The following is a 19,308-nucleotide window of genomic DNA, read 5'->3' on the forward strand; positions in this document are numbered from 1 at the left end:
AGTATAAGGAATCAGCCGCCATGGCGTGACAGCTGAATCAGACGTCGAATGAAGATAAAAGCTGGTATCACCGTCATGAGCGCCGTCGTGACGACGAGAGACCAGGCGAACACGGCTTCAAGTGTGACCGTTCGGGCTCGTAGCTCCTCGAGAAGATTGACGTCTTGAACGGATAAGACGATCATCAGTGCCGGCCAGACGCTAGAAGCGAGGATGCTCAACATCGCGTATCGTGTCTGAATGAGCCGACGCGACATCAGTAAGATATTGACGGCCATAAACAATAGTCCGATGAAGAGGAACAAACCGATCTCATACATATTGACGTATCCGCCCATGCTCAACCACCTCACTCGAGTAGTACTCATTTTTACCCGTCTTCTCGGACAAATATGCGAACGAATAAATCATGTAGGACGATCAAAAAGAAGACGTTTGCGATTCCATGCGCCAAATCGAACGGCAAGCTAAGGATGAGCAATTTGATAAAGTCGGCTCCAATCACTTCCGCGAACGACAAGTTCGCCGTCCAGCCGAATAAAAAACCAGAGCCGAGACCAATTGACCAAAGTAATAGTCGCGACCGCAACAAGACCGGTCGTAACAAGTAAACGAGCGTGATCACGAGCAGCCAACCGAGAAACTGGTACAAAACGAACGGACCAAGGCCGAGTAAAAGCCCAGATAAAATCGGGACGAATAAAGCGAGCATGCCTGCACTCGTCCATCCAAAATAGAGCGCGGTCAGCATCAATAGTGCGGTCGTCGGTTGCACGTTCGGGATCGCCATGAAAAGCCACCGCCCGATGACGGCGAGCGCAAGAAGCTGCGTCAATACAGAAATAGGTGACTTCGTCCGCTCAAACTTCGACAAGAGTGCGAACGCGATTATGAGGGCGAGGACGTAAGTGACCATAACGCACTCCGATCCATGTACTGTTCGCGCGTGCCGTCAAAAACGACCGCTCCGCTCGCCATACATAAGACATGACCTGCCGCCGCAATCAAGCGTTCATCGTGGGTCGCACATAAAATACGCGCCGTCTCGGCTTTTTGTACGATTGCCGCAACGAAGGCGTCTCGTTCGTTCTCCGACAGTCCGACCGTCGGCTCGTCGAGGACGATGAGTGACGACGTGGACGCGAGTACCGCCTGCAACTGTTCGACCCGTCGATTCAACGATTTTGGGAACGGCCCGTACTCGGGGTCTGCCGGAAGATAGAGCGGCCGCTCTGATAACTTCACTTTCCCGTATAGCGGACGCAGACTCTTCGCCATCAGTTCTAGGAGTGTCGACTTGCCACTGCCGTTCGTCCCGATGCACACCGTTAACCCTGGTCCGTCAGACCGGTACGACACGTGTTCGACCGCGTAGGCGGGTTGCAACGGATGGCGATAGGACACGTCTTTGACGTTAATCGATGCTTCACTAGACGACTTTACGACCGTGAACGCATGTGTTGCACCGCCTTCACGCGACCGGTCCGTATAAGCGACGCTAATCCCGAGCTGTCCTAGCCGCCGAAGCAGCATCGACAAGTGTTCGCTTCGGAATCGATCGAGATAACGGAACGGCTCGATGAGAACGAGCGCATCGGGATTTTCGCCGAGCACGTGAGCGATTCGAACGAGTTGTTGTTCTCCGCTCGAGCATTCATCAAATCGTTTTTTGGACAGATGATCGATTTGCAAGAGAGCTGCCAGTTCGGCGCCGCGCATCGCATCATCACCGGCGAGCAGTGAGGCGACCGAACCAGCGAGCGGGTCATCGAGATTGACGATGTGGGCCCGCTCTGAAGCGACCCACTCCTCAATTGGCTGACGTCCGTGCTCTGAGGATAACCAACGCATCTCGCACACCTCCTTTCGTCAAATACGGGTAAAGCAACCAGATGAGTGGTGACCACTTAAGCGCCGCCACAAAACAACTAAACAAGATGAACAGATGAACGAGATCATCACCTTGGAATGGACGTAAGCGCGGCAACGCGTAAACGGGTTCACGGCGCTGGCTGTCAATCCCGACGACGATCGCTTCTCGCCAGTCTTGTCGCTGGTGACTGCGAAGCGACAAACGGATGGCCCGTTCCATCGACGGGACGAGCGCCCAAGCGCCGTACAGCAACCGGGTCGATTGCGGAAAGCGTCGCAAGAGCGGCAATAGCCGTTCTAATCGCATGAAACGGCTCGCCCAAACCATTCCGAATAAAAACGTCGCCAAGCGGACAATTTGGTCGCTGAGCGCACGGATGGAGACGTCCCACTGGAGCAAGATCGGTGCGAGCGAGATCAGCGCGAACGCGACGAGCAGACCGAGCATCGCGACGGGAAAGCGCCGCTCCAACAGTAACAACAAGACCAGCCCGGCGAGCAGACTTAACGAACCGTTCACATGGATCAAGACGTACAGATGGACGAGTAGAAAGAAAAGGAGCGTGACAGCATGTCTACGCTCCCAATCCGCCTCATTCGAAGAAAGAAATCGCATCTTCTTCAAACCGCCATTGGATGATGTCGGTGGACTCGACTTCTTTTGCAGCCGCCCCTTCATCGCCAGGGCTTCCGTTAAAGGCGTACACCCAACCAGATGACTGACCGGCCGATTTTTCTTGAATCCCGTCGATTGCCGTGACGTAGGTCATCTCCCCGCTTCCGACCGAATCAATCGGCAATTCTGTCGCCTTGAGGGCATCGAGCACTGTCGAGCCATCCTCTAGGCAGACACTTTTCTCATGGTACAACGTCTCTTCTGTCGACGCGTCGTAAACGGAAATCGTCGGTTCGACGTCACAAGACTCACTTTGTCCGTTCGATGTCTCTTCTCCAGCACAAGCTGCCAATAAAGGTATCATCATACCCATGATGAGCAATTTTTTCATTGATCCGTCAAATCCTCTCGTTGGTGGATGGAGTAGTTGTAAAGAATCGTATATTTTTCGCCTGTTGTTCTGCCTTCACGGGTCAAACCGGTCAATTGAATACTGTTGGCGAGCACGGGTTCCCGCTGAAGCCAGAATTTGACGATTCGTCCGTCCCGGTTGATCATGAGCATCGCTTCGTTCTCGAACGTGTACATGTCGTACAGTCCGTCAAATGAGAGCTGCAAGAGCGGTGCCTCGACTTGTTTGGCAAAGTCTTCCCACGCTGTCCCCCGTACGGCTTCGATCACGTGTTCGAAGTCGACGAGCTTCTCGAAAAAGGCTCGACCGGAACTTTTGTTCATCTCATCGACTTGACGATATTCAAGTTCCCCTGAGTCGTCATAGTTGATGCGGATTTGCTGGAACGAGCTGTTGCGTTCGACCATGAGCAAATACTCGAGTGATTGCAGTTCACCGTCCCGGTCGACAATCATCTTGCTGCGATCGAGCTTGATCACCTCGCCGTTGATCCGGCGTAAAATCGTATCTGTCATCCGGTCGAACGACTCGTCTTGCACCGACACCGGCCCGATTTGTTGAGATTCGGCCCGGAATTCAGATTGGTCGAACAAAGGTACGAACAGTAAAACGATAAAGAAGAAGAAGCCGACGAGCGCCCCGTACCATTTATACCGGCTGTTTCGTTTCGGAAAGAACAAGAATGACATCAGAAATCCGATTGGGATATGAAACCCGCCGATCGGAAACGAAACAATTCCGAGTAACGAGTAGAATAAGAATTTCGCGAAAAAATTTGGTTCTGGCTCTTTCAACTGATTCAATCTTACACCTAGCAACAGGCTGATGACGATGAAACCCAGCCAAACGTATAGTTGTATTGTCACATCAATCCCCCACTATAAACTCGGAAAAATCGGTTGCCACATGGCTATCCGCAAACCCAGACACGACCTCGTCCTCAAATTCTGCCTCTCGGCCTTGGTAGCGGGCTGAGATATGGGTGACGATCAAGCGGCCCGCGCCCGCCTTGTTCGCGAGCATTGCGGCTTCGACAGTCGTCGAATGACCATATTGTCTCGCAAGTTTTGACTCCCCTTGCATAAACGTCGCCTCGTGGACGAGGACGTCGGCAGCTCGTGCGAGCACGAATGCGTTCTCGCACGGAGTCGTATCCCCTAAGATGGCAACGATCGCACCGCGGACCGATTCTGTGACGTATTCTTTAGACGCGTATGTTTTCCCTGCAAATTCAAACGTGTCCGCTTGTTTGATTGTCCGATAGATGGGACCGCTCGGAATACCGAGTGCTCTCACCTTGTCGACGAGAAGCGTCCCCGGACGCGCCGGTGCCTCGATGCGAAACCCGTAAGATGGAAAGCGATGCGCGAGCTTCCGCACCGTGACGAGATGACCGTCTTGCTCGAACGTGTCCCCGTCCTCATATTCGACAATCGTCAGGTCATAGCCTAAATATGAACCGGTCAGTTTCAACGTCAGCTCGAGCCATTGCTTGATGCCACGCGGCCCGTACAGTGTGAGCGGACCTTTTCCGTCAAGGGCGGAACGCGTCGATAAGAAACCTGGCAACCCGAAGACATGGTCCCCGTGTAGATGCGTGATCCAAACGGCCGATACTTTTCGCGGTTTGATCGCGGTATGGAGAATCTGGTGCTGGGTCGCCTCCCCGCAATCGATCAGCCACGTCTGTTTAGGCAATGTGAGCGCGAGCCCGGAAACGTTCCGTTGTTTCGAGGGCATGCCTGACCCAGTTCCTAAAAAATGTAACTTCATAAATATATTTGTCCTTTCTGCTAGCCTAATCCATGCTATACTTGAGTCACTCGTTGAAAAGGATGTGATCCGTGATGAATAAAGTTGAACATTCCGACGCTTTGTATGAAGTGATTCGGGAGCGAGCGACTTCAATGAATCGCAAACACCAACAAGAAGCTGGCACCTCGATCCGAATTCACGACATAGCGACCGAACTTCACTGCTCAGACGAACTCGTCTTAGAATCGTTGGAGTTCGCCGCATAAACACACGAACACATAGGAAGAGCCGACTTAGCGTCGGCTCTTTTTTTAGTTTGTTTCCCGTGTTGCGACTTGCTCTACAATTTCAACAACGAGTTCAATCAACTTATACAGTTCGACGAGCGGCATGCGTTCGTTCGTCGTATGGATTTCTTCATACCCGACAGCAAGGTTGACCGTCGGAATGCCTCCACCGGCGATCACGTTCGCATCTGAGCCCCCGCCCGAATGAAGGATACGAATCGGACGTCCAATCGCTGTCGCGGCTGACTTCGCCACTTCGACGACCTCGTCGCCTTCTTCGAACTTGAAGCCCGGGTACATGATGTCAATCTCGACTTCGGCACGACCGCCGTGCGTCTCAGCCGCTTCAATATACGCTTGCTTCATCGCTTCGGCTTGCGCTTCCATCTTATCATGGATAAGCGAACGAGCCTCGGCGAGCACTTCGACGTAATCACAGACGATATTCGTCGCACGTCCGCCTTCGAAGCGTCCAATGTTAGCCGTCGTCTCTTCATCGATCCGGCCGAGCTTCATTTTTGCGATCGCTTTCGCTGCGATTTGAATCGCCGAGACGCCTTTTTCTGGGGCGACACCGGCGTGGGCCGTCTTCCCGTAAATTTTCGCGTTCACTTTTGCTTGGGTTGGAGCTGCCACGATAATATCGCCGACCGGTCCGTCCGAGTCGAGTGCGAAACCGAATTTCGCATCGATTTTCGAGAGGTCGAGCACTTTCGCACCGACGAGACCCGATTCTTCCCCGACCGTGATGACGAACTGGATCTGACCGTGTGGGATCGCCTCCTCTTTCAAGACCCGAACGAGTTCGATCATCGCTGTAAGCCCCGTCTTGTCGTCGGAACCGAGAATCGTCGTCCCGTCTGTGACGATATAACCGTCTTTAATACTCGTTTTGATGCCTTTACCTGGTGTGACCGTATCCATGTGGGCCGTGAAGTAAATCGGGTCAACGCCCTTTTTCGTCGCAGCCAACGTGACGATAAGATTGTTTCCTGAATGCGCAGTTTTTGTCGATGCGTCGTCTTCGTAGACGTCACATCCGAGTTCTGTGAAGACCGACTTTAAATGCTCACAGATGACCGCTTCTTCTTTTGTCTCTGAATCGATGCTGACCAACTGTAAAAATGTGTCCAGCACACGTGTCTCGTTTACCATAAAAACATCCCTCCATCCAAACATTTCTTGGTTATTATAACAAACTCATGTCGTTTGCACGAACCTTTTCCATTCTGTACAATGAGGTCAAACACGTTTTGGAGGATTCTCATGAGAAAAAAACAACAAAAACGACAACGCATCATTCAAATCGGCGTCGTCGTCATCGTATCAATCTTCTTGCTTAGCACGTTTTTGTCGGGAATGGCCATGTTCCTGTAACAGGAGAATGTATCGTTCTTTCAAGATCAAGTAACTCTTTACATCTGACAAAATATTGAGCAGTGACGAGCGTACCTCAAATTCCTCACGCGATGTGGGGAGAGGTACGTTTTTTCGATAATGGTCGATGATCTCCTCGAGCTCGCGAAGAAACGCCGAGGCGTCAGCCTGCTCGTTGACGTTGTCGCCGACGCGGCGTAAAAATGTGGCGACGGGTTTCGCCTCATTGACGACCATCGTGATTTCCCGCGCATTATCAGCAATCCGCTTCAAAATGTCGTACTGGCGCTCGCGCATCCGGAAGTATAGATAGTCCATGTCTTCGTTGCGCTTCCCGATCGAGTTTCCCATCCGGCGGAGCGCCAAGTCTTTCCCGTTCTTTAAATAGTCACGCGTCTTCAACAGCATCATCGAATGGTTATTGTACACACCGGTCTCGACACAGGCTGCGACGTCATAGAAGTGGACCGCGAGCGCCCGGTTGATACTCTCTTTAATGCGCTCGATGTCTTTATCGAGCGTCGGCATATACATGTTGACGACGAGTCCGACGCCAACCCCGATCGCGATCAACAGGAGTTCGTTCAAGAACAAGTCGAGTGAGAACCGTCCTTCGGTGTACAGATGGGTCAAGATGACGACACTCGTGATCATGCCGTCCTGCAGTTTGAGCTGTTGAACGAGCGGGATGAACATGACAAAATAAAGTGTAAGCGTCGCCGGCGAATAGCCGAGCAGCGTGAACATCAACGCGCCCATCCCGATGGCGAGCAAGCTTGCCATGACACGTTCATATGAGGCCCGAAATGACTTCTTGCGCGTCTCTTGGATGCTGAGGATGGCGATGATGGCCGCGAAGACGTAATAATCGAGATGGATCGTCTCAGCGATGAGCATCGCGATCCCAGCCGCGACCGCCGTCTTTAACGTACGTGTACCAATTTTCATATCATTCCCTCCTCTCATACAAAATTGTTTACTAGTTTTCTCTGTTTGGCAATCCTCAAGTTTGGAAGTGATCCTATTGAAGAAAAAACAACGACGCCGGCTCTTGCCCGCCCTGCTCAGCTTAGCACTTGCCATCTTCGGCTTTCTTTGGTTACAAGAACGAGGGGACGGGACGTACACCGTCGAGACGTTCGCAGATGGTGACGTCTCGTCCCGTCAATTCGAGTCGCTCGCTGAAGCCCGCACTTACATGGAACGCGGCGACAATCGCGCCTTGCTCGGCCCGTCCGGCGAAGTCATCGACTTTACCGGCACCGGCATCGCCGTCACGCCGACCGACCGGGTCACGAACCTGTATAAAGATGCCGCGTTCAAAGAGCGGCAGTCGTACGTCGCCGGCGGCACCCGGCTTAGGCTCGTCGGAAAGGGTTCTGACCATTTGCGAGTCACCATCTCCGGTGCCGACGTGTACGTACCGCTGGCCGACATGACGCTATACCCGGACGCCGTCGTCGAGAAACGCGGCTACTACGAGATGCGAGACGGACAAGTGCTCCATACCGTTGAAGCGAACGGGAACTTGGCTGGGACGTTCTTGGTCGGACCGGCCCCTCAGGAAGCGTCGGACCGGTTTTATACAGAAAACGTCCGGGACGTCTTCGATTCACCGTACCAATTCGCCTCGATTCAGTCCAAATCGCCGTACTCGGCCCGCGAACTCGATCAATTTCTTGCCACGCTTGGTGACAGTCCGCTCACCGGAAAAGGTGATGCCTTCAAGGACGCCGAAGCCGAGTTCGGTATTAACGCCCTGTTCTTACTCGCCGTCGCTGGTCACGAGTCGGGATACGGGACGTCCGCGATCGCCCGCGATAAAAATAATCTCTTCGGGTTCAAAGCGACAGATGACGACCCGAGCGGTAACGCCTCGACGTTCGCTTCAGTCGAGGCGAGTGTTGATGCTGCGGCCCGCTTGTTCGCCGAGAAGTATGTGACCGGATCGTACGACCGCGGCCCGTTCCCCGGCAACAAGCAAGAAGGTGTCAACGTCTTCTACGCCTCGGACCCGTATTGGGGCGAGAAAGTCGCCGGGACGATGTATCGCATCGACCGCGAGCTCGGATTAAACTATTTGGAACAGCTCCAGTGACGGCCAAACGGCCGTCGCTTTTTTTTGCAGGAATCCCAAGAGTCAAACCCGAATACTAAAAATGAACGACCATTCATTCGAAGGGGGAGATTCATTTGAAAACGATTTGGATTACCGGCGGTTCGTCCGGCATGGGGAAAGCGATGGCGCTAAAATTTAAAACAGAGGGCTGGAACGTCGCCATCAGCGGCCGCAACGAGGAACGCCTACAAGAAACGATGACTGAACTCGAGACGATCGGTGCGGGACAAGCGTTACCCGTCCAACACGACGTCCGCGATTACGAGGCGTGCGCCCAAGCGCTCGATCAGATTGTCGAACGATTCGGTCCGGTGCATGCGCTCGTTAATAACGCAGCCGGCAATTTTGTCTGTCCGATGCTCGATTTGACACCGAACGGTTGGACGAGTGTCATCGACATCGTCTTGAACGGCACGTTCAACTGTACGCACGTCCTCGGAAAGCACTGGGAGCGCGAACAACTCCGTGACGGTTCGATCATCAACATGGTCGCGTCGTACGCGTGGCAGGCGGGTGCTGGTGTCGCACCAAGCGCCGCCGCTAAAGCAGGCGTCCTGAACTTGACCCGGACACTCGCCGTCGAATGGGGCTATCAGTTCGGGGCCCGCGTGAACGCGATCAGCCCGGGACCGATCGAACGGACTGGCGGGGCCGACAAACTCGCGGTCCACGTCAAAGAAGTCGAGCGCATCCGCCGCAACGTCCCGCTCGGCCGCTTCGGGACACCGGAAGAGATCGCCGACCTCGCTTTCTGGATGACGTCGGATGAGATGCGTTACTTGAACGGTGAATGCATCTCGCTCGACGGCGGGCATTGGCTCAATAAACATCCATTTTAACGCCAAACGGCCGAGGATCCCTCCTCGGCCGTTTTACATATCTTCGCCAACCCATTCCGCCTCGAACTGCTTCAAGAAAGACGTCATGAACGCGTGACGGTCGCGGGCGATCGCTTTCGCCCGGTCCGTATGCATCCCGTCTGCGAGCAAGAGCAGTTTGTCACTAAAATGCGCGATGGCGCTCGAAGGGTCGTCCGGATCATAGAGCGGTGTGCCTCGTGATCCGGCATACTGGAACGTCCTGGCGATGCCGATCGCACCGACCGCATCGAGCCGGTCTGCGTCTTGAATGATCGCACTCTCGAGCGTCGTCGGCAGTCTGCCTTGCGAGAACGACGTCTCCGCGATGACGGCGAGTACGTGATCCGTCTGGCTTGTACTGAGGGCGATCGTCTCGAGATGATGCCGGACGAGCCCTTTGGCTCGTCCGAGTTTCGCGTCCTCGACGTCATGAAGCAGCGCTGCGAGCGTGACGACGAGCGGGTCGACCGCCATCCCTTCAGCGAGATGTTCGGCGAGCCGACGCACCCGTTCGAGATGACTCATGTCATGCCCGGTATGATCTCCGGTATGAAGCTTCGTCACGAAACGTTCGGTCGCTTGAATCGCTTGACGCGTCATCAAATCTCGATCGTCGTGTTCGGTTCGATCAACAGACCGCGCTGATGTAACTGGTCACAAAAGGCACGTGCATCTTGTTTGATCGGTGGGAACGTATCGAAATGGATCGGGACGATTCGTTTCGCCTGCAGCCAATGGGCGGCATCGAGCGCGTCAACCGGACCCATCGTGAAGTTGTCCCCGATCGGCAGGAAGGCGACGTCGATCTCGAACCGTTCACCGTACAGTTTCATGTCCGAGAACAATGCCGTATCACCCGCATGGTAAAGCGTTAGTGAGTTCGTCTCGATGATGAAGCCACCCGGCATCCCCATATAGACCGGGACGTCGCCCATGTCAAGGCTCGAGCTGTGGAACGCCTGCGTCATCGTCACACGGCCGAACGGGAAGGAATACCCGCCCCCGATATTCATGCCGTGGACCGAATAGCCTTTTTTCTCGTAATAGGTCGCGAGTTCATGTGTCGCGACGATCGTCGCGCCCGTTTCTTTCGCGATCAGTTCGACGTCCTCGATATGGTCGAAATGCGCATGCGTCAACAAGATGTAGTCGGCTTTCAATGTCGCCGGGTCGACGTCCGTATGCGGGTTACTCGTCAAAAACGGATCGATCAAGACGCTCATTTCGTCGATATCGAGCTGGACTGTCGCATGGCCATAGTAAGTGATCTTCATTCGAATCCTCCCTTTCTGGTGTCAGATGGAACGTGTCATCACAAGACTTTTTCTAAGAACCGTTTGGCCCGGTCCGTCTGCGGGTTGAGGAGCAGGTCGTCCGGTTTGCCTTCCTCCATCAAGATTCCTTCATCAAGGAACAGGACACGGTCAGCCACTTCACGGGCAAAGCCCATCTCGTGCGTGACGACGACCATCGTCATACCTGAATCGGCGAGTCCTTTCATGACGTCGAGCACTTCATTGACCATCTCCGGGTCGAGCGCCGACGTCGGCTCGTCAAACAACATGACGTTCGGCTCCATGGCAAGCGCCCGGGCGATCGCGACACGTTGTTTTTGTCCGCCTGACAACTGACTCGGATAAGCATCGATCTTCTCCGATAATCCGACACGCTCGAGCAACGTCTTCGCTCGTTCGATTGCTTCAGCCTTGCTGACTTTCAACACGTTGATCGGTGCGTACGTCAAGTTGTCGAGCACGTTCATATGCGGGAACAAGTTGAACTGTTGGAACACCATACCGATATTTTGCCGTGCCTTCGAGACGTTGGCCCCTTTTTTCGTCAACTCGTATCCGGCGACGCTGACCGTTCCGCTTGTCGGCACTTCGAGCATGTTCAAGCAACGTAAGAACGTCGACTTACCGGAACCCGACGGACCGATGACGGCGACGACTTCTCCTTGTTCAATCGAAGTCGTAATCCCTTTCAACACTTCAAGGTCACCGAACTGTTTGAATAAATCCTTTACTTGTATCATCTGCCATCACTCTTTCTTAACCGTTTTTCAAGACGTTGACCAAAGTATGTCAACACCATCACTATCGTAAAGTATATCACACCAGCGAACAGGAGCGGTTCGAAGTAGATTGCCTTTTGTCCTCCGACGATTTGGGCCCGGCGCATAATATCGAGGACGCCGACCGTCGAGACGAGTGCCGACTCTTTCGTGAGCGTGATCATCTCGTTGACGAGTGCAGGCAAGATGTTTTTAAACGCCTGCGGCAAGATGATCGAGCGCAGCTGTTTGACATATGGAACACCTAGCGCGTCAGACGCTTCCCACTGGCCTTTGTCGACCGCTTGAATCCCGGCCCGAATGATCTCCGAGATGTACGCCGCCGAGTTGAGCGAGAAGGCGATGACGGCCGATTGATAAGGTGTCGTGATAAAGCCCGTCAACTGCGGTAAGCCGAAGTGGATAATGGCGAGTTGCAAGATGAGCGGTGTTCCCCGGAACACGGCCGTGTAGGCGTGTCCGATGAAGTTGACGAGACGGTTCGGCACGATCTTGAACGTGGCCACGATGACACCGAACGTGATCCCGAACAGCGCCGAGACGAGCACGACTTGAAACATGACCGGGATCCCTTCAAGAATGTACGGGATAGAATCATAAATCCGACTAAAATCCATTATAAGTTCCTCCTAAAAAAGGCTGACTGATGTTTTCAGTCAGCCTTAATCCATAATTATTCAGCTGGTGCTGCTTCTTCTTCGAACCATTTTTGAGCTAACTTCTCGATTTCTCCTGATTCGATCAATTTGTTCAACTCTTCGTTGAACTGATCGCGGAGCTCATCGTCTTTACGGAAAGCCGCGGCCGAGCCGGCTTCTTCTTCGTCAACGATTTCAAACGTCGCTAGTTCGCTGTCTTGGTCGAGGTACTTCTTCGCGACCGTATCTTCGATGACCATTGCGTCGATGCGGCCTGTCTTGATTTCTTGAATGATCTCAGGGATTTTGTTCAAGGCGACGATTTCCGCTCCGGGGATCTGGTCTTTGGCGATCCCTTCTTGGATCGAACCGAGTTGGACGCCGACTTGTTTCCCGTCTAGGTCTTCAAGCGTTTGAATCGCGTCGCCTTTTGATAAAATCAAGTTTTTCGCCGTAAAGTAAATATCTGTGAAGTCGGCGTTCTCTTTCCGCTCTTCAGTCGGTGTCATGCCCGCCATGACGAAATCGACACGTCCAGCGTTCAAGGCCCCGAGCAAGCTACCGAAGTCCATATCTTCAATTTTCAATTCATAGCCCATGTTGTCGGCCACTTGTTTGGCGATGTCGATATCGAATCCGACGATTTCGTCACCGCTCGCCGTATCGACGAACTCATAAGGGAAGTAGTCCGCGCTCGTCCCCATGACGAGGACTTTGTCGTCTTCCTCATTCGTCGACGATGACCCGCCTTCATTGACGTCGGCGCCACAGGCGACCGAAAATGCAGCCAGTGCTGCGATACATAATGCTAGAAGACTTTTTTTCATGTTCATTTTCCCCTTTTCAATAAGATGGAATTGTCAGAACTTTAACAAAATTATGACATATTTGTTTTTCTGTCTCAATAGTTCTTTCGCTCTTCATATGTCTGACTTGTTCTTCAACCACTATATACACATAATTATTAATTGTAAAGTATATTCATGCATAAAAACCAAAAAAAATACGGTCACATCCGCTCGTAAGCGAAATACGTGACCGTACCATTATCTGTCGACCCATAAGGTTGCACCCGTTTCACCGATGTGATCGGGATGGCGCTATACACGTGCGGATAGCGATCTCCGTCCTCATCTAGCTCGTAGTGGAGCAAGCTGCCGAGGCGCCCAATATGAAACGAGACGAGCACGACCCGCTCCCCATGATAGTGGCGCCTCGCGACTTTACTGATCTGTTGCGGGGTGCAGCAACGAACGTATCCTTCCGTTTGGAGCGATTCTTCGTTGATCTCACCTCGCGACAAGGCGATCGCATATTCCGCCTCACTCATGATTTTAACGACTGGTTCCATTCGATCGATCCCTTCTTAAGGAAAAGCGCAAAGGCAAAGCCTTTGCGCCCACACATTGATTACGCGTAATAAATATCGAACAACGTCTGTAACTGTTCGACGAGCTCTTCAGCCGTCGACGACTCGATCGTGCTCCGTTCGACCATCGTGACGATGTTACCATCTTCGAGTAGCGCGATCGATGGTGACGACGGGGCGTACCCTTCGAAATACTCACGAGCCCGGTCCGTCGCTTCCCGGTCTTGCCCGGCGAAAACAGTGACGAACTGATCCGGTTTCGTGCCTTCCATCTTGTTCACGTAGGCCGCCGCCGGACGAGCGATCCCGCCGGCGCAACCGCATACCGAGTTGACGAGCACGAGCGTCTTGCCTTCTTTTTTCAGTGCCGCATCGACTTCTTCCGGTGTCGTCAGTTCGGTGTATCCTGCTGCCCGTACCTCATTGCGTGCCTGTTCGACTACATCTTGAAAGTATAATTGAAAATCCATATTGTTTCCCCTTTCGACTTTCGTCTTATCTTTCTTATTTTACGTCTTGTGGATCGGTTAGGACAAGTCTATCGCTCAACTGACCTTCAAGGAACGGGTCCGCACCGAGTAACGACTTGAACGCTTTGTAGCGGACGCGCTGCTCTTCGGTCGCTTCGCGGTTCGTCAAATAGGCGCGGATCAAAATATTTTTTGGCGTATGTTCCATATCGATAAATTCGAGCAACTGCGCTTCGTAGCCGACGAGACCTAGCAGTTCGGCTCGGATCGAATCAGTAGCGAGCGCCGCGAACCGTTCCTTGACGAGGCCATGTTGTAGCATGACGTCTAGGCTCGGCGCCGCGAGTTGCCGGTTCAGTTCTTTCTGGCAACACGGCACGCTCAAGATGACTTTTGCCCCCCAGCGGACCGCTCGCGCGAGCGCCATGTCGGTCGCGACGTCGCAGGCATGGAGCGTGACGACCATATCGACCGCCGACTCGCCTTCAAATTCATTGATGTCCCCAACGAGAAACTCGAGCCGTTCGTAGCCGAGGTCGCGGGCAATCCCCGCGCACTCCTCGATCACTTCCTTCTTCAAATCGAGCCCGGTAATGTGTACGTCATACCCTTTCATCTCATGCAAAAAATGGTACAAGGCGAACGTGAGATACGATTTGCCCGAACCGAAATCGAGAATCCGGACAGTCCGGTCGGTCGGAAGGTATTTGATCGAATCCTCGATGAACTCGAGGAACCGGTTGATTTGTTTAAACTTATCGTACTTCTGACGCTTCACTTTCCCATCTGCCGACTGGACGCCGAGGCGAATCAGGAACGGGACCGGCTCATCGACCGGCAGCACGTACTGCTTTTCGCGGTTGTGCGTCAGTTTCACTTGCTTCATGTCCGTTGGCCGCTCTTTATACGTCACTTTAAACTTTTTCGAGAGTTGGAAATGGAGCTCGGTCGCTTTCAGCTGAAACTGTCCTTGCCGGAAGTTTTCGAGCAGCTGTCCAAGCTCTGCGATCGCTTCTTCCGTACGTAAATTTTTATGTTTCATGACGCGCTCAAATTGGTATTCAAACTGTATGTGGTACTCATCTTTCAACAATACCGGCTTCAGTTTCACCCGGCGTAAATCGTTCGATTTTTGACGTGGTTGACTGATTGTCGCCGTCACGAGCTCCCCATCTTCGATCAGACCGTTGAGCCGTTCCATCAAATCTGTATATTCCACTTGATTCATCCTTTTTTTAAGTAGTTTCGAAACTTTTTAAACGTGCATCCGTACATACTATTACACGAACACGTGCAAACGTCAAAGGAGGATCACCATATGTTTAAAAAGTTACTTTCATCGATTGGAATCGGGGCCGCGACCGTCGATACGCGCCTAGCGGAGAACAGTTGTGTTCCCGGCGGTACGCTCGACGGGGTCGTCCACATCAAAGGCGGCAACGTCGAACAATCGGTCGACCGTATCTACATTTTCTTCAATACGCTCTACAAGCACGAGGTCAATGACAAGACGACCTATTCGACGTTCACAATCGAAAAAATCCTGTTGAACGAGGCACCGTTCATGATCGGACCGGACGAAGTGAAAGAGATCCCGTTCACGATCGAAGTACCGTTCAACACACCGATCTCCGTCAGCCAGTCGAAGACATGGATCGAGACCGGCCTCGATATCGCCCAAGCGGTCGACCCGAAAGATGAGGATTCGATTCTCGTCAAACCGAACCACGAGCAGCAAGTCATCCTCGACGTGCTCGACGATATCGGTTTCCGGCTAAAAAAAGCCGACACCGAGATGCTGCCGGCTAGACATCGCTCGGGACGACTCCCGATCGCTCAAGAGCTCGAGTATTCGCCTAACGGCACAAGCTTCGGGCGCCGGCTCGATGAACTCGAGGTCATCTTGCTCCAAGACGAGACGAACCTTGACTTGTTGATCCAAGTCGACAAGAGCGTCCATAGTTTAGGCAGTCTATTCGCCGACTTGACCGGGACCGACGAATCGACACATCGGCTCAGCTACTCGCAGGCCGACTTGTCTTCGCCCGAACGCATTCGCCGCGACATCGAGTCATTGATTGAACGGTCAATTTAACGAAAGGAGCCACGGACATGCGTCCGCGGCTCCTTTTTAGATCAATAAAGTGTGTACGTGTTCGGGTCGATTGATTCGAGCGACTGTTTGATCGCCTGTAAAAACTGTCCGGCGACGAGACCGTCGAGGACGCGGTGATCGACCGACATGCACAAGTTGACCATGTCGCGTGCTGCGAACATACCGTTCACCCAGACTGGACGCTTCACGATCGACTCGACCGAGAGAATCGCCGCTTGCGGGTAGTTCAAGATCGGGGCCGATTGGATCGATCCGAAAGCGCCCGTATTGTTGATCGTGAACGTGCCGCCACGCATCTCGTCGGCTTTCAAGCGGTTCGCACGGGCACGGCCGGCGACGTCTTGAAGCGCGACGGCGAGCCCTTTGATGTTCTTCTCGTCCGCATGCTTGATGACCGGGACGTAGAGCGCATCGTTCGCCGCGACGGCGACCGATAGATGGATATCTTTGTGGACTTTGATATGGTCCCCAGCCCACTCAGAATTCATCATCGGATGTTTCTTCAGACCTTCGACCGCAGCCTTCATGAAGAACGGCATGAACGTCAACTTGACGCCTTCCCGTTCGAAGAACTCATCTTTCAATTTGGCGCGCGCCTCGACGAGGTTCGTCACGTCGACTTCAATCATGAGCCACGCGTGCGGTGCCTCGTGCTTCGAGCGGACCATGTTGCTCGCGATCGCTTGACGGACACCCGCCGTCGGGATCATCTCGATACGGTCTGACGATTCACTCGGTGTCGAAGCGGTCATTGGCGCGACAACAGGCTTCGTGACGGTTTCTGGCACATCGAGCTTCACTTGCGTCATCGTCTCTTGAACCGGTACTTGCGTCGCCGGTTCCGGTTGGCGCGGACGACCTTCCGATAAGTAACGAAGGACGTCTTTGCGCGTGATCCGGCCACCGAGTCCTGAGCCGTCGAGTTGATCTAAATCGATATCGTTCTCACTCGCGAGACGGATGACGGCCGGTGAGAAACGCCCGTTCGCGCTTCTATTACGCGGCGGCGCGGAAACAGGAACGGTCGCGACGACCGCAGCCTGTTCCGGCTGCTTCGTGTCTTCAGTTGTCACTTCGGCGGGCTCATCAGTAGCGCTTGTGACTTCCATCGTCAAGACTGGCGTGCCGACGCTGACCGTATCCCCTTCACCAATCAACAGCTCTTTAATGATCCCAGCACTCGTCGCCGGGATCTCGGCCGTCACTTTATCGGTCATGACTTCAGCGAGTGGTTCATACTCTTCGACCCGGTCGCCCGGCTTGACGAGGAATGTCGTGATCGTCCCTTCGGTCACACTTTCCCCGAGTTGTGGCATTTTGATTATCTGTTCCATGAGACCCCTCCTTAAAACGCAGCGAGCTGACGGGCCCGCTCCGCAATTTTTTCAGGGGATACGATGAAGTATTTCTCCATCGGTGGAGCGTATGGCATCGACGGCACGTCCGGTCCTGCCAAGCGCTCGATTGGCGCATCGAGTTCAAACAGCGCCTTTTCGGCGATGATAGCTGCAACTTCCCCGATGATGCTGCCTTCTTTGTTGTCTTCGGTCACGAGCAGGACTTTCCCCGTCTTCTTGACGGCTTCGACGATCGCGTCTTGATCGAGCGGATAGACCGTGCGTAAATCTAAAATATGCGTGCTGATCCCTTCTGCCTCGAGCGTCTTCGCGGCTTCTTGGGCCATGTGGACACAGAGGCCGTACGTGATGATCGTCACGTCGTCGCCTTCACGTTTGACGGCGGCCTTGCCGATCTCGACCGTATAGTCGTCAGTCGGTAAGTCCGCCTTTAACAAGCGGTACGCTCGTTTGTGCTCAAAGAACAGGACAGGATCGTTCGAACGGATCGCCGCCTTGAGCAGTCCTTTGGCGTCGACCGGGTCGGACGGGATGACGACTTTCAAACCAGGCGTCGAGTTGAACATGCCCTCGACCGACTGTGAATGATAGAGCGCGCCATGGATCCCGCCCCCGAACGGCGCCCGGATGACCATCGGACACGTCCAGTCATTGTTCGAACGATAACGGATCTTCGCCGCCTCGGACACGATTTGGTTGACGGCCGGCATGATGAAGTCGGCGAACTGCATCTCGGCGATCGGCCGCATCCCATACATGGCCGCACCGATCCCGACGCCTGCGATCGCACTTTCAGCGAGCGGAGCATCGATGACACGGTCCTCACCATACTTTTCAATCAAGCCTTGCGTCGCCCGGAAGACACCACCGCGGACGCCGACGTCCTCACCGAGCACGAACACGTTCTCATCGCGCTCCATCTCTTCATGGATTGCTTCGTTGATCGCTTCAATAAACGTTTTCATCAGTTATCCCCCTCGTACACGTGGTCCATCGTCGATTCCGGTGACGCGTAAGGCGCCTTGTCGGCGTATGTCGTCGCTTCGTTCACTTCGACGTCGACTTTCGTCTCGATGTCTGTGAGTTCGGCCTCGGTTGCGACGCCATCTTCGAGCAATCGCTTCCGGAACAACTGAATCCCGTCGCGGTTTTTCAGTTCGGCGAGTTCTTCTGACGAGCGGTATGCCTTGTCATCGTCATCCGACGAGTGCGGCACGAGCCGTTCGACTTCCGCCTCGATCAACGTCGGCCCTTCTCCGCGGATTGCGCGCGCGCGCGCCTCTTTCACGGCGACGTAGACGGCGATCGGGTCTGTCCCGTCAACTGTAACTCCTGGCATTCCGTATCCTTTCGCCCGGTCCGAGACGCGCTCACATGCGAGTTGCTTCGACAGCGGTACCGAGATCGCGTACTTGTTGTTCTCACAGAACAAAATGACCGGAAGTTTATGCACGCCGGCAAAGTTCGCCCCTTCGTGGAAGTCCCCTTGGTTCGACGAGCCTTCACCGAACGATACGAACGTGACGAGCTCTTCTTTTTTCAGTTTGGCCGCAAGTGCGACACCGACCGCGTGCGGTACTTGTGTCGTCACCGGAGACGACCCCGTCACGATTCGAAGTTGTTTCGAGCCGAAGTGACCTGGCATTTGCCGGCCGCCCGAGTTCGGGTCTTCCGCTTTGGCGAACGCCGACAACATCAAGTCACGCGCCGTCTGACCGAAATGCAAGACGACGGCGACGTCCCGGTAGTATGGGAGGATGTAGTCGGTCCCTTTCTCGAGGGCGAACGCCGCCCCGACTTGGGCCGCTTCTTGTCCTTGACACGAGACGACGAACGGGATTTTTCCGGCCCGGTTCAATTTCCACATCCGTTCATCGATTTTACGGGCCCGGACCATCGTCTCAAACATCGCGGTGAGGTCTTGTTTCGACAAGCCGAGCTCTTCATATGAATTCACAGTCATTTGTTCCATTTCCTGTTTCCTC

At 53.8% G+C, this 19,308-nt stretch carries 24 protein-coding genes; 4 read left to right on the top strand and 20 right to left on the bottom strand.

Annotation, left to right across the window (positions count from 1 at the left end):
- Positions 1-11 precede the first annotated feature (11 nt).
- Genes A6395_RS02125 through rnz form a run of 7 tightly spaced genes read right to left on the bottom strand, consistent with a single transcriptional unit; the run spans position 12 to position 4,673 of the window.
- Complete coding sequence (locus tag A6395_RS02125) at positions 12-338, bottom strand: hypothetical protein (protein WP_071397686.1); 327 nt, start codon at positions 336-338, stop codon at positions 12-14.
- Between the two features lie 32 nt (positions 339-370).
- On the bottom strand, positions 371-916 hold the full coding sequence (locus tag A6395_RS02130; RefSeq protein ID WP_071397687.1) for a hypothetical protein: 546 nt from the start codon (positions 914-916) through the stop codon (positions 371-373).
- Positions 889-1,851 carry an ATP-binding cassette domain-containing protein gene (locus tag A6395_RS02135; protein ID WP_071397688.1) on the bottom strand — a complete coding sequence of 321 codons (963 nt, stop codon included), beginning with the start codon at positions 1,849-1,851 and terminating at the stop codon, positions 889-891. Before A6395_RS02135 ends, A6395_RS02130 begins: the two co-directional genes overlap by 28 nt.
- Positions 1,811-2,488: a hypothetical protein gene (locus A6395_RS02140; protein WP_071397689.1), complete on the bottom strand. Its 678-nt coding sequence runs from the start codon at positions 2,486-2,488 to the stop codon at positions 1,811-1,813. The genes A6395_RS02135 and A6395_RS02140 overlap by 41 nt, the downstream gene beginning before the upstream one ends.
- Entirely contained in the window at positions 2,466-2,855 is a 390-nt protein-coding gene (locus A6395_RS02145; RefSeq protein ID WP_252100498.1) for a DUF4430 domain-containing protein, read from the bottom strand. The genes A6395_RS02140 and A6395_RS02145 overlap by 23 nt, the downstream gene beginning before the upstream one ends.
- 20 nt (positions 2,856-2,875) lie before the next feature.
- Positions 2,876-3,766 carry a hypothetical protein gene (locus A6395_RS02150; RefSeq protein ID WP_071397691.1) on the bottom strand — a complete coding sequence of 297 codons (891 nt, stop codon included), beginning with the start codon at positions 3,764-3,766 and terminating at the stop codon, positions 2,876-2,878.
- Position 3,767: 1 nt separating this feature from the next.
- The gene (gene rnz, locus A6395_RS02155; protein WP_071397692.1) at positions 3,768-4,673 is read right to left on the bottom strand and encodes a ribonuclease Z; all 906 of its coding nucleotides are present in this window, start codon (positions 4,671-4,673) and stop codon (positions 3,768-3,770) included.
- 74 nt (positions 4,674-4,747) lie between these two features.
- On the opposite strand from rnz, the gene A6395_RS16065 reads away from it, so the two are divergent.
- Positions 4,748-4,921, top strand: a complete 174-nt coding sequence (locus A6395_RS16065) for a hypothetical protein (protein ID WP_173647369.1) — start codon at positions 4,748-4,750, stop codon at positions 4,919-4,921.
- A gap of 45 nt (positions 4,922-4,966) precedes the next feature.
- On the opposite strand, the gene A6395_RS02160 is transcribed toward A6395_RS16065, so the two are convergent.
- Both A6395_RS02160 and A6395_RS02165 read right to left on the bottom strand, forming a co-directional pair.
- Entirely contained in the window at positions 4,967-6,097 is a 1,131-nt protein-coding gene (locus A6395_RS02160) for a M20/M25/M40 family metallo-hydrolase (protein WP_071397693.1), read from the bottom strand.
- A gap of 171 nt (positions 6,098-6,268) precedes the next feature.
- Positions 6,269-7,267, bottom strand: coding sequence for an aromatic acid exporter family protein (locus A6395_RS02165; protein WP_071397694.1), 999 nt, complete (start codon positions 7,265-7,267; stop codon positions 6,269-6,271).
- A gap of 67 nt (positions 7,268-7,334) precedes the next feature.
- Here A6395_RS02165 and A6395_RS02170 point away from each other — a divergent pair, with 67 nt between their 5' ends.
- Together A6395_RS02170 and fadH are read left to right on the top strand one after the other, a co-directional pair.
- Positions 7,335-8,417 (top strand): N-acetylglucosaminidase, encoded by a 1,083-nt coding sequence (locus tag A6395_RS02170; protein WP_252100499.1) that lies wholly within the window; start codon positions 7,335-7,337, stop codon positions 8,415-8,417.
- Positions 8,418-8,506: 89 nt separating this feature from the next.
- Positions 8,507-9,277, top strand: coding sequence for a 2,4-dienoyl-CoA reductase (fadH, locus tag A6395_RS02175; RefSeq protein ID WP_173647370.1), 771 nt, complete (start codon positions 8,507-8,509; stop codon positions 9,275-9,277).
- A 33-nt stretch (positions 9,278-9,310) separates the two neighbouring features.
- Here fadH and A6395_RS02180 read toward each other — a convergent pair whose 3' ends face one another.
- The 8 genes from A6395_RS02180 to A6395_RS02215 form a co-directional block, all read right to left on the bottom strand.
- Positions 9,311-9,898, bottom strand: coding sequence for an HD domain-containing protein (locus A6395_RS02180; protein WP_071397697.1), 588 nt, complete (start codon positions 9,896-9,898; stop codon positions 9,311-9,313).
- A complete protein-coding gene (locus A6395_RS02185; RefSeq protein ID WP_071397698.1) occupies positions 9,898-10,572 on the bottom strand; it encodes a metal-dependent hydrolase in 675 nt (224 codons plus the stop codon). The genes A6395_RS02180 and A6395_RS02185 overlap by 1 nt, the downstream gene beginning before the upstream one ends.
- Positions 10,573-10,610: 38 nt before the next feature.
- Positions 10,611-11,333, bottom strand: a complete 723-nt coding sequence (locus tag A6395_RS02190) for an amino acid ABC transporter ATP-binding protein (protein WP_071397699.1) — start codon at positions 11,331-11,333, stop codon at positions 10,611-10,613.
- A complete protein-coding gene (locus tag A6395_RS02195; protein WP_071397700.1) occupies positions 11,330-11,989 on the bottom strand; it encodes an amino acid ABC transporter permease in 660 nt (219 codons plus the stop codon). The genes A6395_RS02190 and A6395_RS02195 overlap by 4 nt, the downstream gene beginning before the upstream one ends.
- Before the next feature lie 56 nt (positions 11,990-12,045).
- Entirely contained in the window at positions 12,046-12,837 is a 792-nt protein-coding gene (locus tag A6395_RS02200; protein WP_071397701.1) for a transporter substrate-binding domain-containing protein, read from the bottom strand.
- 182 nt (positions 12,838-13,019) lie between these two features.
- The gene (locus A6395_RS02205) at positions 13,020-13,361 is read right to left on the bottom strand and encodes a DUF952 domain-containing protein (protein WP_071397702.1); all 342 of its coding nucleotides are present in this window, start codon (positions 13,359-13,361) and stop codon (positions 13,020-13,022) included.
- 59 nt (positions 13,362-13,420) lie between these two features.
- Entirely contained in the window at positions 13,421-13,849 is a 429-nt protein-coding gene (locus A6395_RS02210) for a BrxA/BrxB family bacilliredoxin (RefSeq protein ID WP_070327072.1), read from the bottom strand.
- Positions 13,850-13,883: 34 nt separating this feature from the next.
- Positions 13,884-15,068: a class I SAM-dependent methyltransferase gene (locus tag A6395_RS02215; protein ID WP_071397703.1), complete on the bottom strand. Its 1,185-nt coding sequence runs from the start codon at positions 15,066-15,068 to the stop codon at positions 13,884-13,886.
- Between the two features lie 99 nt (positions 15,069-15,167).
- Here A6395_RS02215 and A6395_RS02220 point away from each other — a divergent pair, with 99 nt between their 5' ends.
- Positions 15,168-15,944 carry a sporulation protein gene (locus tag A6395_RS02220; RefSeq protein ID WP_071397704.1) on the top strand — a complete coding sequence of 259 codons (777 nt, stop codon included), beginning with the start codon at positions 15,168-15,170 and terminating at the stop codon, positions 15,942-15,944.
- Between the two features lie 41 nt (positions 15,945-15,985).
- Here the strand turns inward: A6395_RS02220 and A6395_RS02225 are convergent, their stop codons facing one another.
- Genes A6395_RS02225 through A6395_RS02235 form a run of 3 tightly spaced genes read right to left on the bottom strand, consistent with a single transcriptional unit; the run spans position 15,986 to position 19,286 of the window.
- Positions 15,986-17,299 (bottom strand): dihydrolipoamide acetyltransferase family protein, encoded by a 1,314-nt coding sequence (locus A6395_RS02225; RefSeq protein WP_071397705.1) that lies wholly within the window; start codon positions 17,297-17,299, stop codon positions 15,986-15,988.
- Between the two features lie 11 nt (positions 17,300-17,310).
- The gene (locus A6395_RS02230) at positions 17,311-18,288 is read right to left on the bottom strand and encodes an alpha-ketoacid dehydrogenase subunit beta (protein ID WP_071397706.1); all 978 of its coding nucleotides are present in this window, start codon (positions 18,286-18,288) and stop codon (positions 17,311-17,313) included.
- The gene (locus A6395_RS02235; RefSeq protein ID WP_071397718.1) at positions 18,288-19,286 is read right to left on the bottom strand and encodes a thiamine pyrophosphate-dependent dehydrogenase E1 component subunit alpha; all 999 of its coding nucleotides are present in this window, start codon (positions 19,284-19,286) and stop codon (positions 18,288-18,290) included. Before A6395_RS02235 ends, A6395_RS02230 begins: the two co-directional genes overlap by 1 nt.
- Positions 19,287-19,308: the final 22 nt, after the last annotated feature.

It is taken from the genome of Exiguobacterium sp. SH31, assembly GCF_001816105.1.
GTDB lineage: Bacteria > Bacillota > Bacilli > Exiguobacteriales > Exiguobacteriaceae > Exiguobacterium > Exiguobacterium aurantiacum_A.

Coding starts and splice junctions, on each gene's coding strand:
- A6395_RS02125 (WP_071397686.1), bottom strand. CDS start 338: ATGGGCGGATACGTCAATATGTATGAGATCGGTTTGTTCCTCTTCATC.
- A6395_RS02130 (WP_071397687.1), bottom strand. CDS start 916: ATGGTCACTTACGTCCTCGCCCTCATAATCGCGTTCGCACTCTTGTCG.
- A6395_RS02135 (WP_071397688.1), bottom strand. CDS start 1,851: ATGCGTTGGTTATCCTCAGAGCACGGACGTCAGCCAATTGAGGAGTGG.
- A6395_RS02140 (WP_071397689.1), bottom strand. CDS start 2,488: ATGCGATTTCTTTCTTCGAATGAGGCGGATTGGGAGCGTAGACATGCT.
- A6395_RS02145 (WP_252100498.1), bottom strand. CDS start 2,855: ATGATGATACCTTTATTGGCAGCTTGTGCTGGAGAAGAGACATCGAAC.
- rnz (WP_071397692.1), bottom strand. CDS start 4,673: ATGAAGTTACATTTTTTAGGAACTGGGTCAGGCATGCCCTCGAAACAA.
- A6395_RS16065 (WP_173647369.1), top strand. CDS start 4,748: ATGAATAAAGTTGAACATTCCGACGCTTTGTATGAAGTGATTCGGGAG.
- A6395_RS02160 (WP_071397693.1), bottom strand. CDS start 6,097: ATGGTAAACGAGACACGTGTGCTGGACACATTTTTACAGTTGGTCAGC.
- A6395_RS02165 (WP_071397694.1), bottom strand. CDS start 7,267: ATGAAAATTGGTACACGTACGTTAAAGACGGCGGTCGCGGCTGGGATC.
- A6395_RS02180 (WP_071397697.1), bottom strand. CDS start 9,898: ATGACGCGTCAAGCGATTCAAGCGACCGAACGTTTCGTGACGAAGCTT.
- A6395_RS02185 (WP_071397698.1), bottom strand. CDS start 10,572: ATGAAGATCACTTACTATGGCCATGCGACAGTCCAGCTCGATATCGAC.
- A6395_RS02190 (WP_071397699.1), bottom strand. CDS start 11,333: ATGATACAAGTAAAGGATTTATTCAAACAGTTCGGTGACCTTGAAGTG.
- A6395_RS02195 (WP_071397700.1), bottom strand. CDS start 11,989: ATGGATTTTAGTCGGATTTATGATTCTATCCCGTACATTCTTGAAGGG.
- A6395_RS02200 (WP_071397701.1), bottom strand. CDS start 12,837: ATGAAAAAAAGTCTTCTAGCATTATGTATCGCAGCACTGGCTGCATTT.
- A6395_RS02205 (WP_071397702.1), bottom strand. CDS start 13,361: ATGGAACCAGTCGTTAAAATCATGAGTGAGGCGGAATATGCGATCGCC.
- A6395_RS02210 (WP_070327072.1), bottom strand. CDS start 13,849: ATGGATTTTCAATTATACTTTCAAGATGTAGTCGAACAGGCACGCAAT.
- A6395_RS02220 (WP_071397704.1), top strand. CDS start 15,168: ATGTTTAAAAAGTTACTTTCATCGATTGGAATCGGGGCCGCGACCGTC.
- A6395_RS02225 (WP_071397705.1), bottom strand. CDS start 17,299: ATGGAACAGATAATCAAAATGCCACAACTCGGGGAAAGTGTGACCGAA.
- A6395_RS02230 (WP_071397706.1), bottom strand. CDS start 18,288: ATGAAAACGTTTATTGAAGCGATCAACGAAGCAATCCATGAAGAGATG.
- A6395_RS02235 (WP_071397718.1), bottom strand. CDS start 19,286: ATGACTGTGAATTCATATGAAGAGCTCGGCTTGTCGAAACAAGACCTC.